Annotated in this window: 10 protein-coding genes and 1 riboswitch; of the genes, 8 read left to right on the forward strand and 2 right to left on the reverse strand. The window is 35.6% G+C overall.

The features are described from left to right. Window positions 1-93: 93 nt before the first annotated feature. Complete coding sequence (locus tag ACIQ2D_RS11490; RefSeq protein ID WP_402864038.1) at window positions 94-5,919, reverse strand: NPCBM/NEW2 domain-containing protein; 5,826 nt, start codon at window positions 5,917-5,919, stop codon at window positions 94-96. 145 nt (window positions 5,920-6,064) lie between these two features. After that, window positions 6,065-6,148, reverse strand: a riboswitch (cyclic di-GMP riboswitch). 420 nt (window positions 6,149-6,568) lie between these two features. Between ACIQ2D_RS11490 and ACIQ2D_RS11495 the strand changes: the two genes are divergently transcribed. The 5 genes from ACIQ2D_RS11495 (at window position 6,569) to ACIQ2D_RS11515 (ending at window position 10,779) form a co-directional block, all read left to right on the forward strand. After that, window positions 6,569-7,585, forward strand: a complete 1,017-nt coding sequence (locus tag ACIQ2D_RS11495; RefSeq protein ID WP_402864041.1) for a DUF1835 domain-containing protein — start codon at window positions 6,569-6,571, stop codon at window positions 7,583-7,585. Between the two features lie 98 nt (window positions 7,586-7,683). Beyond that, window positions 7,684-7,989 carry a hypothetical protein gene (locus tag ACIQ2D_RS11500; RefSeq protein WP_402864044.1) on the forward strand — a complete coding sequence of 102 codons (306 nt, stop codon included), beginning with the start codon at window positions 7,684-7,686 and terminating at the stop codon, window positions 7,987-7,989. A 161-nt stretch (window positions 7,990-8,150) separates the two neighbouring features. Continuing rightward, complete coding sequence (locus ACIQ2D_RS11505) at window positions 8,151-8,843, forward strand: response regulator transcription factor (protein WP_402864047.1); 693 nt, start codon at window positions 8,151-8,153, stop codon at window positions 8,841-8,843. Next, window positions 8,836-9,981, forward strand: a complete 1,146-nt coding sequence (locus ACIQ2D_RS11510; protein ID WP_402864050.1) for a sensor histidine kinase — start codon at window positions 8,836-8,838, stop codon at window positions 9,979-9,981. The genes ACIQ2D_RS11505 and ACIQ2D_RS11510 overlap by 8 nt, the downstream gene beginning before the upstream one ends. A gap of 66 nt (window positions 9,982-10,047) precedes the next feature. Then, a complete protein-coding gene (locus tag ACIQ2D_RS11515; RefSeq protein WP_402864053.1) occupies window positions 10,048-10,779 on the forward strand; it encodes a class I SAM-dependent methyltransferase in 732 nt (243 codons plus the stop codon). 90 nt (window positions 10,780-10,869) lie between these two features. Here the strand turns inward: ACIQ2D_RS11515 and ACIQ2D_RS11520 are convergent, their stop codons facing one another. After that, window positions 10,870-11,703 carry a MurR/RpiR family transcriptional regulator gene (locus ACIQ2D_RS11520; RefSeq protein WP_402864056.1) on the reverse strand — a complete coding sequence of 278 codons (834 nt, stop codon included), beginning with the start codon at window positions 11,701-11,703 and terminating at the stop codon, window positions 10,870-10,872. Between the two features lie 168 nt (window positions 11,704-11,871). Here ACIQ2D_RS11520 and ACIQ2D_RS11525 point away from each other — a divergent pair, with 168 nt between their 5' ends. From ACIQ2D_RS11525 to ACIQ2D_RS11535, 3 genes are read left to right on the forward strand one after another with little or no spacing between them, the layout of a single operon-like run. After that, window positions 11,872-12,747 (forward strand): DUF8171 family membrane protein, encoded by an 876-nt coding sequence (locus ACIQ2D_RS11525; RefSeq protein ID WP_402864460.1) that lies wholly within the window; start codon window positions 11,872-11,874, stop codon window positions 12,745-12,747. Next, entirely contained in the window at window positions 12,740-14,476 is a 1,737-nt protein-coding gene (locus ACIQ2D_RS11530) for an ABC transporter ATP-binding protein (protein ID WP_402864059.1), read from the forward strand. The genes ACIQ2D_RS11525 and ACIQ2D_RS11530 overlap by 8 nt, the downstream gene beginning before the upstream one ends. Next, window positions 14,463-15,281, forward strand: a complete 819-nt coding sequence (locus ACIQ2D_RS11535) for an energy-coupling factor transporter transmembrane component T family protein (protein WP_402864062.1) — start codon at window positions 14,463-14,465, stop codon at window positions 15,279-15,281. Before ACIQ2D_RS11530 ends, ACIQ2D_RS11535 begins: the two co-directional genes overlap by 14 nt. Window position 15,282 lies beyond the last annotated feature (1 nt).

Here is a 15,282-nt window from a genome sequence, read left to right on the forward strand (position 1 = left end):
CCCTTGAAAATGAATGCATTTTCAAGGGAGTTCTTATTTTTAATGTATTTAGATGTTTTTTCTTAAGTTAAGAGTGGGTACTTCTGACACAAATCATTTATTGTCAATCATAGACATGATTTGGATCATATTACCTTCTACTTCATAAACCATTACGAGTGTGTAAACACCTTGCTCTTCTTCTGTAAGATCAATTGTAAATTGATTTGCATTTGCTTCTAGTTGATCAACATCTACGGCTATTTCTTTAAACGTTTTATTATATCTAAGCCCAATTTGAGTAGGGTTAACATGCTTTCCATCTAGGCCAATTACCGGATTTTCTACATTGAATATTGAGCTTTGACCAGTTGGAGAAGGCATTTCAATTACTTGAGGATCAGCAATTAGATTTTCTAATTTCTTTAATCCTTGTAGTGGTGAGAAATCCGTCACTTCATTACCGGATATATCCAACGTCACTAGGTTTTTTGCAAACTGTAAGCCTTCGAGACTAGCAACTCTTTCTGTACGAGTACCAACGGCAGATAGGCTTGTAAGTTTATGCATATCACCAAGTGTTATTTCACCTGTAATACCTAGTGTTTGTTTAATAAATGTGCTTAAACTTGTATCAGGTATTGTGATGAATTGACCTAAATCAATTGCCACTAATGATTCTTTCGCTTGTTTTAGCATCGCTACAGCCTGATCAATGTCTGCTTGGGTAGCTTGCTTGTTAGCAAGAGTTTCTTCTGCTTTCGCAATGCTTGTTTGTAGGGAAGCCACACTTTCAGATGTATAGTCTTCTGCATTGATAGCTTTCGCTTCTGAAATAGCAGCTTCTAAATCTTTTGTAAAGATACTATCTGGGTTAGCGAAATGTAATTTAGCATCTCCCCATGTCGCATGGTCAGAGCCAATTCCATTGCCACCGTCAGTAACGACTACCTTTAATTCTTTAGCGCCACTAATATTCACTTCAACGAACTTTTGAGGATCTCTAGAGTTCATTAAGCCACTGTCGAATTGCTTTTCTCCATCAACAAATACTTGGAATGTTACAGAGCCAACACTACCGTACATTTGGCGGTCTACGCCAACGAATGAAGTAAAGAAATCAGCATCTTTATCCGTCAAATCATAGACGATTGTTGAATTAGAATGTGCGCCAATCCCTTTTTCGTAAGCTACTTCACTGCCATCTTCAGCTGTTAAACGCAAAGTTTTAGCGCTCATAGAGATATCCTTCTTAGGAGCGGCATAACTGTTTTGAGTAGATGTCCAGTCGAAATCAGATAGATAGTTGTAATCATCCATATTTACTACAGAAATCGTTCTCTTCGCAGTTGCTTCATTACCATCGCTGTCAGTAACAGTATAAGTAAGCTCATACTTACCAGCTCGGTCGAAGTTTACTTGATCGGCTCCGGTTACTTGTACAGTAGCCGTTAAATCGCCATCTTCTGCATCAAACGCAGTATATTGCTCGTTGATGTCAATAGGAGTCCCTACTTTAGTTGCAGTCGATTTAGGAATTGTCAGTGTAGGTTTACTAGAATCTTGTGTAAACTTCGCATCCGCCCATACTGTATGGTCCGCTGTATTGCCGTTATTGTTAGCATCAGTTGTTACTAGTTTAACTTCTTTTGCCCCTGCGACAGGAACCTTTACAAATTCATGTTCTGTATCCGCTTTGAATACATCACTCGCGAATTTCTTTTCGCCATCTACCCATACTTCAAACGTTGCAGATGAAGGTCTTCCTTTCATCGCTTGGTCGATTCCGATATAACTTTCAAAGAAGTTAAAGTCTTTTCCTTCGATATCATATACTACTTCTGAATTCGCATGTACACCGATACCTTTTTCGTAAATTGCATCAAGACCTTGTCTAATTAAAGTGATAGTTTTACCAGAAACGGATTTATCCTTTTGTAATGATCCCCAACCAACAGTTGCAGATTTAGCAGTTAAATCAGAGATATATGCAAAATCACTTGTTACAGTTACTTTTGTTGTTTTTGTTTCTACGGAATCTGCATTTGTTATTTCATATACGATTTCATAGTTACCTTTTTTAGTTACATCAACAGTATTTGATTTAATCGTTACGTCATTTGTAATATCGTTTCCTTCAAAGTTAAGTGCTTTCACATAATTCATAGGATCAAATTCTTGGTGTAATTTAAGAGTTAGATGATCTTCAACAGCTATTGTTGGTTTTAATGAATTAAATTCTACGGGCTCTAAGGCTTTTAACTTTTTGTCATATACAACAATTTGATACTTGTAGTTTTCACTTGTATCTACCTCTTTATCAATAAAACTATTAGTAGAAGTAAACCCTATAACTTTACCATTTCTAATTATTTCATAACCTAAAAAGTCTTCAGCATAACTCTTATCCATAGTAAAGTTTAAAGTATTTGTATTCTTCTCTGCATTTGGATCAACACTTACTCCAACAGAGACCTTTTTATCTTTTATTCCGTTTCCTTTGTACCCTACTACAGAGTTATTTAGATACCATAATTTTTCATTCGGTTTCTTATATTTACTAGTCAACGCTCTCGTTTCTTTGCTAACTGTAAAACCGTGTCTAGCGAAGTACTCGCTTAAATCAAGTTTTAATACTTCAGAAGAGAATTGAACTAAATACTGTTGTTTAGAGATTTCTCCATCTGTCAGTTGTACATCTCTTTCTCGATAAAGTCTATTTAGTTTTCCCCAATATCCAGGGCTGTACATCTCTAATTGCCAAAATACGCCTAATCTTTCAAACAACCCTTGTTCGTTGTAATCTTTCAAGTTTTCATCGATTACATTGTTATAGATATATCCCTCATATGGTATACGAGTATCTATCTGACCATAATAAGCAGACATATGTTGCGGTAACATGTTATTTGTTATTTCACCATATAATCTAGCGTTAACATCCATTCTATGTCCAATCTCATGAGTTAAGCCCCATGATTGACCTCTCACTTCAAATGGAATTAAGTGGTTAGCCATAACATCACCTTGTACACCGATATGGTCAGTATATGCATACATATAACCAAATGGTTGTGCAAGACGTACATTATCTCTAATTAATTTTGGGTCATTACTTTCATCGCTTGCATTCAATCCATAGTATCTAAATATTTCTTCCATATGAGTATTATAAGACTCAATAGTTTCTAACGGACTATATCCATCTACAATATATGTTTGGTAAGCGCCTGTTGCTGTTCCAGTCCAAACAATATGATCACTTACAAATTCGAAAACGTCTAGAACTTCTCTATCTTCAACGTTCGGGTGTTTTACGATATCTTCATCCATTTTCTTCTTATATTCTTTTAGGAATGATTTGAACTCTGCTATGTTCGTATCTTTCGTTGCGAAAGGAATTTTTTCCACGCCTTCAAATCGAATTTTTGGGGCTTTCCCTTGTTGTTCTTCTGTATAAGGATTAATAATGTAAATACTTCCACCTGGTGTTACATCATGTTTATACCAGCTATCTTTGTTAACTTGAGGTACCGTTATCTCGTTTTTACCAGGTACTAGAGCGACATCTCTTCTCCAATTTGCAAAAGAACCATCTTGTTGAGCAAAAGATAACTTTGGTAATGGACCATTTGTATTTGCATCAACATATACTGTGATTTTGTCTCCGGGCTGTGCTGCAAATCCTGTAGGCTGTAGATTGTTACCGAAGCCGAATTTTAAGTTTTCTTTCGCGTGCTTCACCATATCTCCACGTTGTTCTGCTACAACAGTAGTTCCTTCACCGTTTATTTCACCTTGTACAATCTTTTTAGCCAGATCTAAACGTTCTTTAAAAATATCATACAGTGGGTGTGCTTTCGCTTCATTTTCTAATGCATTAATTTTATCTACACTATTGAATTCTGGTACAACCGCACTCATTGTTCCGTCCGTGAAGATATTATTAACTTTATCTGCTACAGCATCTTCTGTGTAGAATGCTAATTCTGCTAAGGAAGCCCAGTTTTGAGTTGATTTCTTGAACTTAAATTTAACGCGTTTAAATGTAGTAGGTTCAAATTTAGCTTCCACTAATCCAGCAACAACATTATGTCCGCCAGTTGATACAAGTTGATACGTATCACCTTTAGATGTTTGAGACATATAGATTTCGAAATCTTCAGCGAACCCTTTACGGTCAGATTTTCTTGCCCCGTACATGATTCTATTTAGTTCTACTGCTTCTTTGAATTCTACTTCTACTTCATTTGAGAAATCAGTAGAATTACCTTTATTCGTTTCCCAGTAAGTATCTAGGTCGCCATCAATGGCGTTCCCAATTACAGCACTACCCCAATTACCTGCGTTGTTACGGATACTCTTAATGTTTTCATTATCCACTTTGAATAATTTAGAGTAGTCTTCATTGGAATAATGCTCAAATGGTTTTGTTGCAGCTGGAGTTGTTTCTACTTTGCCTTCATTTAGTAGTACTTTGGCGTTTTCGAAGTCCTCTTTATACAGTTCATATAGAGGATGTGATTGAGCACTTTGCTCAAACGCTTCTAATTTTTCTAACGTATTGAATGGCTCAGATACTTTATTTTGATGTTCGTTCGTAAATAAGTTGTCCATCTTATTAGATATACTATCTTCTTTATAGAATCTGAATTCTGCTGCGAACGGTCTGTCTGTATATGCTTTTTTGAATTTAAACTTGAGTCGTTTAAACTTTGTAGGTTCAAATTTAAATTCTAAGAAATCACTTGTTCTTACAGCTTCGCCACTAGAAACAAGTTGGAATGTTTCCCCTTTACTAGTTTCAGATGCGTAAATTTCGAATTCTTCGGGGAACCCTTTTTGATTAACGGATCTCGCTAAAAAGGCTACTCGATCTAACACTTCTGCATTTTCTAATTCGAATACAACTTCATTTGTAAAGTTCGCATCATTGTTTTTATTTGTTTCCCAATGCGTGTTTGGTTGATCATCTAACATAAATTCTGGTTTTGTAGTAGGATAGCTACCACCATTTGTAGTTACCTTCGATACGTTAGAATTTGGCATTCTAAACGCCTCGCTATAGGCATTATCAAAGTTTGTGCCGTAGCTTTTTAATTTTGAAACAGCTGCTGTAGTTGCTTCAATTACCTTTTGGTTCAAAAGAGATTTAGCATTTTCTATATCTTCTTTAAATAGGGGATATAGTGGATGATCTTTTACTTCTTCTTCTAATTGGTTTAATGCATCAGGCGTATTAAATTCTTTGCTGATTGTACTAAATGTGTCGTCTGTAAATAGTTTTTCCATTTTGTCAGATACACGGTCTTCTTTATAGAATAAGAATTCTGAAGCACTTGCCCAATCTTGATTTGCTTTTTTATAGACAAACTTTAAACGTTTAAATTCCGTCGGTTTAAATTGGATTTCAACGATATCTCCTGTAGAACCTTTATATTCACCAGAAGAAACTAATGTAAAGTCATCACCTTCATCTGTAGTTGAACTGTAGATTTCAAACTCTTGTGCAAAACCTTTACCTTTTGCGCTAGCTTGACGTGCGGCATAAACAATTCGATCTAATGAAGTTGTTTCATTGAAATTAAATATAACCTCATTTGTGAATGTTGCATTATTTTGCTTTCCTGTTTCCCAATGGGTATTCATATCGCCATCGATCGCCTTTTCAAGGGGAGAACCAGGGTAGTTTCCTCCGTTGTTCGTAATTGATACGATATTAGATTTGTCCATTTTAAAGACTTCATTATATGTATTTAGTAAGTCATTTCCATATAAATAAAACTTACTGACACTAGCATTATTTGCTTGTTTGATGCTATTTTTTACTGAAGTCGTTGTTACTCTTGTGTCTTGATTTTGATCTGCTAAAACATTAATTGGGGCACCGACTAAACTTATAGCCATAGCCGCTGCTGTTGCAATTTTAACTATTTTCATTTACATTTCCTCCTGATGAATTTATTCCTGAGAAGCACATAAAAAAACTACTCTACAAGAGTAGTTCCCTTTTCCTATAAATTGTTCATAAAAATAACATTGCTTATTTATGGAAATATAGAATAACAAAAAGTAGAATGTACTCTTCGGTAACTGGCTGACATAGTAATAAACCTTAGTCCCTATAGCTTTGCGTCCCTAAATTTCCCTAGGTTTGCCTATTTGATTTACACTTCAAACAATAGCATATTAAAATTTTGCTCCCAAGAACAAATCGTACTATATTTTACTACTATAAATGCAGGTAATATGGCTAAAATATCAAAAAGTTGGCAAATTAATCTATCTAATTTAATGGGGAATATGGAGTGTAAATGCATATATTGTAAATATTTCGTGCAAATCTATAAAGGTGAATTAGTTTATACATCGATATAACTTTATTGCAAATTAACAGTATCTAAGGATAGTCAATGAACATAGTGATTTTAGGATAGATAATGTGAAATTTAGGTAGGGGGTGCTGATAATTAAAACCAAAGTAAATGGTCTATTTATATATTTTTTGATGGAGCCAAATGTAGTTCTTGTCTATAAAATTGAAACTCAAAATTATTTATCAATTTCCAATGCGTTTGGAAGTGGCAAATTGGAGAATTTCGAAATCAATCATAAAGATGAATTTGAAACGTTTGATCACGAAGTTAGCAAACCACTTGAAGGCAGAGGGTGCTATTTCTCTCAGGATGATTTGAACATGATGGTAGAAGAAATAAATCATCACATTCAAAAACGTCGCCAATTCTTGAACCTGTCTCAATTCCCAAAGGACCTGAGCGGTAGACCTAGTGCAGTACATCTTGTTTCCTCGGAATCTGCAGCAGGTTCTTTAAGCGTAGGACTAGAAAGACCTAAAATTGTAATGGGATTCCCAGACGACTTTTCTATTGGACCGTTGTGGAACTTAGATTGTAGAACGGGAAAAGCTTATCGAAGTGAATGGCTAGAGGAAAATATCAACTACGAACAGGAAGAGTATATTTATCAAAATAAGTTGAATAATACGCTACGAGAAATAGAGGATATACCAAGTCAAGTTCCTATTTATCTCTGGTATGGGCATAATGCAGATGAGTATACGTTCATACTTTATATTTTGGACGTATTGAAGAATAAAGAAAATGAGATTTATCTTATAAACGCCACGGAACTTTATCCAAAACTTATAACGTCAAAAGATAAAGATCGGCAAATTTCCCATACAGGTCAAATTGAACCAGATGATTTAAGACTGCTATTTGAAAAAAATAGAGGGAAGAGTCCTCTTATAGATAAGGCTCTGCTTCAATTTCAAAGAGAATGGACAGAATTATTACAGACTAAAGAAGTGCTACGTATATGGGATAAAGATAAACTAAAAAGCGTTCCAGAAAACTACATCGATTCACTAATTTTACGTGCAATTGAGAAGCTACATAATGAGCAAATCATCAAAGATTTTATCAAGACTGGACAAGTTATTGGGGAGATATTAGAACAAAGGAATATGTTCGTTAATATCTTCTATTTAGAGTACAGAATTAGATATTTAGTGTACAGTGGGGTACTTGAGTTAAAAGGAGTACCCAAATCAATGCACCATTATAGTGTTAAAATACGTAGTTAAGAAATTTAAAATCTAACTTTAATCTAACCTTCCATGCAGTATGCTTAATCTCAGTTGTAAAGCACAGAAATTTGATAATATTGTAGGAGGTATATAACATGAAAAAGATTAAAATTGGTTTAGGATTGGCTACGGCAGCTTTGATGAGTATTACAGCGGTTTCTGCATTTGCTGCTACTGAAGATAATGAAAAAAATACACAAGACATTTCTATGGAAGTTAAAACTTTTGAAAAAGGAACGATGATGACTGGGTCCGAGGGCAAAATTTTACTTAACAAAGAAGTTTTAGATGAATCTGAGGGTGTAGAAGAACTAAGTGCTGAATTAAAGACCTTTGAAGATGGAGAACTGGAAACAGAATCTGAAGGTAAAGAACTTATGATGAAGGAAATCGTCAAGTAAGTTACGAACATCAGTAGTTTTCGGAAAGTACGTATTCGAAAGAGAATAAAAATTTAAAACAAAGTGAATAAGAAGATTAAGCGCATTACAACTTAACCCTGAAAACCATGCAGACGATGCATGGTTTTCAGTAATTTATAAGCATTTCAAGGGGAGTTTAAATGAAACTATTATTAATAGAGGATGAAATTACACTATCAAATATTATCTCTAAAGGATTGAGGAAATCTGGATATGCAGTCGATTCAGTTTTTGATGGCGAAGAAGCACTTGAATTTATGGAGATTAATGAATATGACTTAGTAATACTGGATTTAAATTTGCCCAAAATCGATGGGATGGAAGTTTTAAAACGAATTCGGCGTGAAAATGTCGACATAAAAATACTAATCCTTTCGGCACGTTCGAGTATTCAAGATAAGATTACAGGACTTGATACTGGGGCAAATGATTACTTAGTAAAGCCTTTCGATTTTCAAGAATTAGATGCTCGAATACGTAATTTACTGAGGCGTTCTTTCACGCAAGAAAATAGTGTACTATCCTGTGCGCATATCAAACTAGATAGCGCAAAAAAAGTGGTGCTTGTGAAAGATTTACCGATTACCTTAACCAAAAAAGAATTTTCTATTTTAGAGTATTTAATGCTGCATAGAGGTGAAGTAATAAGCTCAGAGGAAATAATTGAACATACATGGGATAGTGAAGTGGATTTGTTTTCAAATTCATTAAAATTCCATCTATATTCCTTAAGGAAAAAGATTAAAGAATTGTCGGACGTAGAAGTGATTAGGACGATTCGTGGGCACGGGTATATGATTTCAGATAAGTTAGAGGAAGAATCAAATGAATAAGCTAACCTTGAGATTTAGGTTAACATTGTTGACTGGCTGTATTTTGGTGGCTATCACAATTTTACTTACACTCATATCGATTCATAATGTTGATAATAAGTTTGTACAACCGAATATAACTGGAAAGATGCTCAATCGAGAGTCTGTAGAGCAAATCCAGCCTTTTAATACAGAAATTATTGATAAGGATTCGATTAAAGGGTTAGCTGTTAGCGTAGAGGTTAAAGAAGCGCAAAAGCAATTTAACGTTCAAAGTATTATGTGGATGATTGCTATTATTGTCGTTGGTATCGGTGCAACATATATACTCGTGGGTAAAGCTTTAAAGCCAGTAAGTGACCTAAGTAAGAGCGTTAAAAGTATAGGTGAGCATAGTCTTTCCCAGCGTATTGAAAACATAAATACAGAAGATGAAATTGGGGATTTGGCTATTTCTTTCAATAAAATGCTTGATCGCCTAGAAAAATCATTTATGTATCGAAAGAGTTTCGCTGCAAATGCGGCACATGAACTGAAAACACCACTGACAATCATAAAATCAGGAATACAAGTGTTGAAACTAGATCCATCACCAACAATTGAGGATTATAAGGAAAATGTAGATATTACAGAACTGAGTACCCAACGGTTAATACAAGTCGTGGACGATCTACTAGCTTTAGCTTCTGAGGAGGCGGAGGAACTTTTCCACGACATAGAGTTGAAAGATGTATTTGAAGCAATCATAGATGAATTAAAACCGCTTTGTATGGAGAAGAACACAAATATTCATGTGGACATTTGTAATGAAAAAATAAGAGGCAATCCAACGTTACTATATAGAGTGTTCTTTAACTTAATCGAAAATGCAGTGAAGTTTAATGATACTCATGGAACAGTTACGGTTGGTACGAGCGTCCATGATGATGTTTTAACAATTACGATTTCGGATACGGGAATGGGCATACCTAAAAAAGCATTGTCGATGATATTTGAACCGTTTTATCGTGTAGATAAGTCTCGAACGCGACAGTTAGGTGGTTCAGGTTTAGGTCTATCTATAGTAAAAACAATCGTAGAAAAACATAAAGGTACAATAAGTGTGAACAGTATATTACATGTCGGTACAACATTTGAAGTGAATTTACCAAGAAAATAAAGTACACACTACCTTAGTGTTTATAAATGTAAGAAGTGAACTTGCCATAAAGAGGAGTAATGCATGATGAAACAAAATAAGTATGATGATGAGAATTTCTTTTCTGCCTATGAAAAAATGCCCCGATCCATCAACGGACTCGAAAGTGCGGGGGAATGGCACGTATTAAAGGCACTACTACCAGAGCTACGAGATAAAAGTATACTTGATTTGGGTTGCGGTTTTGGTTGGCATTGCCGATATGCTCGTGAGCAACAGGCACGTGCTGTAATAGGTGTCGATATATCGGAAAAGATGCTTCAAAAAGCCCGTGAAAAGACAGATGATCCTCTGATTTCTTATATAAGGATGCCAATTGAAGACATTAATTTTTCAGACGAACAATTTGATGTGGTAATCAGTTCATTGGCTTTTCATTATGTTAAGTCGTTTGAAGTAATTTGCAAGAAAGTCTACAAATATCTAAAGCCTGGTGGTTCTTTTGTTTTTTCAGTTGAGCATCCCATCTTTACATCACGTGATGAACAAGATTGGTATTATGACGAGAAAGGGGATCGTCTGCACTGGGCAGTAGATAATTATCAATCAGAGGGTATACGAGAAACTACATTCTTAACAGAAAACGTCATCAAATATCATCGCACGTTTTCAACATATTTAAATGACTTAATAGATGCTGGATTTACGATAAAAGCAGTTAAGGAACCGGAACCATCTGAAGAAATGTTAGAGAGTATCCCTGAGATGAAAGATGAACTTCGAAGACCTATGTTTTTAATAATCTCAGCACAAAAATAAGCATGAAATTTATATTCTAGGGTTGTCCGGAAAATCAGTGGAATCTGACTTTCTGTGACAACCCTTTACTTATTTCATGGAAAAAAGTAATCATCGTGGTAGTAAATCTTTATATTCTTTTCGTATAGTGTCCAACATTTCGAGTTTTTCCATCGACTGTTCAGACGTTTCTTTTCCAATGGCAATAATAATATTTTCTACGAGAAATGTTGGAGCAATCATCGAATGAAACTCCCAAAGCTCACCTCTACTTGCGAATAATAAGCAATCTGCATATGCATTGAAATCAGATACTAAGCAGTCGGTCATAACAATGGAGGTCATGCTAAGCTTCCTTGCATGCTCCAGCAATACACGTGATTCAGGGTGTAGCTTTACAAAACCAAACATGAATAACACATCATCAGCTGAAAAATGCAATAAAGATTCATATATCTCATGCCCGCTTTTTGGCAAAATTTTAATCCTTAATCCGAAGCGCGATAAACGAAAATTTAACAAGCTCCCTAAACCTTCAGATGGACCAGGACAATAAATATAAATCGTTCTTGCCTCTATCATAGCTTTTACAGTCTTCTGAAAACTCTCTGTATTATACTGAGCCAGTGTTAACTCCAGATGTTTAATACTAGTAGCCATCATTTGTGCATGAATGGTTGTTGAATCTACTTGTTCCATTATGTGTTCGAGCTTATTGGCAGGTGAAACATCCATCTTTTCCTTATAGTTATTCTTAAAATCTTTAAAGTTCTTAAATCCAATTTTACGCCAAAATCTAGAGACTGTGGCATTACTTATCTGTAGCTCCTTTGCAATTTCATCTTCTGTGTAAGTTAATATTGTCACACCGTTTTTTGATATGTAATCGGCAATCGTTTTTTCGTTAGGTGTTAAAGGTTGATCTTCAAAAAGTTTTTGATTCATGTTCTGCCTCCTATCTGCACTCTAGTTATATCATATTTTAAATCATAAATGAAAAATATTTTTCATTATTTTTTGGTTGAAAAAATATTTACATAACCTTTTCGAATTATACACACGGCATTTACAGTACACCCATATACTTGACCTATCAAACAAAGGGGGTAGGAAATTATGTCAATTCAAAGTACGTATCAATTGACGCAGTCACAAAAAATGATGGTATTCATTTTATCAATGTCGCTGTATGGGTTATCGAACATGTTCACGGAGTTAATTCCTTCAGTGCAATTAGGGGTCATTGAGTTATCTGTAGAGTATTTTGCATTTATTCCATTAACATTATGTATTTTGTTCCATCCTTTTTATGCTGCGATTGGCGCATCACTTGGAGAAATTATATTTGGTGAGTTAATGCTTGGACAGTTTGGTGGTATTGGAGAAGTAGAAAAATTTATTACTTTTTCGTTAGGGATGTTTATTGCAGGGATTTTAGTGCGTAATCCACTAAATCGTAGACAAGTTACATTTGCAGTATTTGCTGGTCTCCTTGTCCATCATTTATTAGGAACTATCGTTGATATCGGGAAAGTATGGGTTGGTGTTGAAGAGTTCGAAGCTGTCTCAGGTTTAGCAGAAAGTATTGTCATCGTTGAAGGGGTAGCCCTGCTAAACGATCTTTTATTCTCGGGTATTTTATTTGCCTTATTGCCAACCTTGTATTTAGTACCGCGCTTATATGGCAAAATCGAACCGCTATTAGGGATGAAGCCGAGAAACAATAAAGTGCAATATTCTTTAGGTCAGATTGTTACACCAAAACTAGTCGTTACTTCAGTTGTTCTTGCGGCTGTTGCTATTTTGTCTGAATTCTTATCAGAAACAGATTGGGCATTTGGTGAATGGGAACCTGAATTTTTAGAGACTTTTGGTGAATGGTTTATTTGGGTACCGATTGCATCTGCGGCGATCGTTACGCTTATCGTACTTGGGGTGATGCGTTCTAAATCTAAAAACAATTCAAAGGAGTTCGGAAATCTTGGTTAAGCCGATAATTCAGGTAAAAGACGTCACCTTCACGTACCCTGGTGCAGAAGATAAAGTGTTAAAGAATGTAAGTTTGACGATTCATGAGGGAGAATTTGTAGCCATTATAGGTGGGAATGGTTCTGGTAAATCTACACTATGTAAAACATTTAACGGACTTATTCCTAAGTTTTATGTAGGTGATTTTGAAGGAGAAGTGCAACTTGAAGATCGTCAAACTTCTAAATTTTCAGTTGCTGAGCTATCAAGAGACATCGGGTATGTTTATCAAGACTTCGAAAATCAGATTATGCGACCGACAGTCATTGATGATGCTTCTTTTGTGCCGTTAAATTATGGTTTGGCGGATTATAAAGAACGGGGTATGTGGGCTTTAGAAGTAACAGGTCTTGCTTCTATCGCTGATGGATTTATTTGGCAACTGAGTGGTGGACAAAAACACTTACTAGCTATAGCTGGCGTACTTGCGATGAAACCGAAAATCCTTATTGTTGATGAACCAGTTGCACAGCTAGATCCGCAGCATGCAAAAGAAGTGTATGAGGTATTGAAAAAGTTAAATGAAGAGTTAGGTATGACGATTATTGTTATCGAGCATCATGCCGAGTTTATCGCAGAATATTGTCATTCAGTTGTGTTGATGGATCAAGGAAGTATTTTGTGGAAAGAGCCTGTGAAGCTAGCTTTATCGAGGGTAGATGAATTAGTGAGTCGCAGTATTTATCCACCACAAATTACACAAGCAGCGAGTCTGATGCAAGTTGGTGGAGCTACTTCTGTAGAACTGCCAATTACAATGAAAGAGGGCGTTGAGCACTTCAGTACCTATGCAAAAATAAATAATTTTTCACAGCACATGAGTTGCGAGTTAAATGGAGGGCAAGCGACTAAACCTATCATTAGTTTTGAGCATGTTTCGTTACAATTCCGAGATTTAAGAAAGCAACTAAAGCAAGTATTGAACAATGTACACACGACATTCTACGAAGGGGAACGAATTGCTATCGTTGGCAATAATGGTGCTGGTAAATCCTCACTGATCAAATTAATGGCGGGCATTGTAAAACCCAGTCAAGGTGAGGTAACAGTCCTAAATATCCAAGCCACGAAAGCTACTCCTGAGAAACTAGGGAAACACGTTTCATATGTATACCAAAATCCAGAAGAGATGTTTATTGAAGACTCGGTCAAGAAGGAAATAGAGCTTTTCTTAAAAGCGAGAAAAGTAAAAGACTGTGAGGAAATTGTGGAACATATTTTACATGATTTTGGACTGACAGAATTGCAGGAACGAGATGCACGTCTTTTAAGTGGTGGACAAAAAAGGCGTGTATCGTTGGCTATCGGAGCGGCAATGCAACCGAGTGTTATTTTATTAGATGAGCCGACAGCTAATTTAGATATTGCGACAAAAAAGCATGTTGTCCATATGCTAGAAACCTTAAAGGATCATGTGAAAACGGTGGTAATTGCATCGCATGATATGCAACTTGTCTCGGAATGGGCGACGCGCATTATTGTTATGCATAATGGTGAAATCATTGGTGATGGGAATCGTCATGATATTTTTAGCAATCAAAGCTTACTTGAAACAGCGGGACTTGTCATACCACAAATAGTAGAGCTTGGTATGAAACTTGGAATAACTGAACCAATCTATACGGTGGAAGATTTCTGTCAGCTGTTTGAAAGTTTAGAAAGTGAGGGCGCCTTACATGAATATGTATAAGAGCGTATCTGAAAAGCTGTCACTGGAATATGTCAAAGGTGAACTTTTAAAAACAGCTTATGGTAGTGGCGACACATACTTAGGTAGATTGGATCCGAGGGCACTAATTATTTGGTATTTGTTTTTCGCTATTGTTCCGTGGTTCATTCATAGTGAAATTATTTTAGTTAGTTTTTTGCTGTTCATGGTAGGAATGACTTATTTAGCACGTGTTAGCCCACTCATTTTATTTGTATTATGTTTGGGGTTACTCAGTGAAATTACTATATTATTTATCATTTCCTTGTTTTTTGGTGGTGATTTGGCATCCATTGCACCAATGTTTTGGCTCACAATTAAGCTTGCTGTCATTTCATTAGCGAGTGTTGCGGTATTTACAAGCCTAGACCCGGAAAAATTTAGCGATGCCTTATTGCGTATGGGGGTACCAGCGCAAGTTTCATTCAGCGTATCTTATTGTTATCGCATTCTACCAACGTTAATGGAAGAGTTTCATAAAGTTATCTTGTCATATCGTTTACGTGGAAAAGCACCAAGTAAACCAGGGTTATTTTACTGGCGTATGGTTGTTTACTATATGAAAATATTAGTTTTATCATTTTATCCACTTATTTTAAACGGTGCTAAACGCTCAAGAACGACTGTTGAAGCACTTGAAACGAAAGGATTTAGTCATTCAACAAATAATTCTGAAGTGAAAAAGCTAAAAACAGCCTATTTTAACTTTGGACGGAATGATTATTCATTTATTGCTTTTTCAATATTTTATATTGGAATAAGTTTTACATTAAGTATTTACTACTAAA

Origin of the sequence: Lysinibacillus sp. NPDC097287 (assembly GCF_044761695.1) — a bacterium.
In the GTDB taxonomy this organism is placed as follows: Bacteria; Bacillota; Bacilli; order Bacillales_A; family Planococcaceae; genus Lysinibacillus.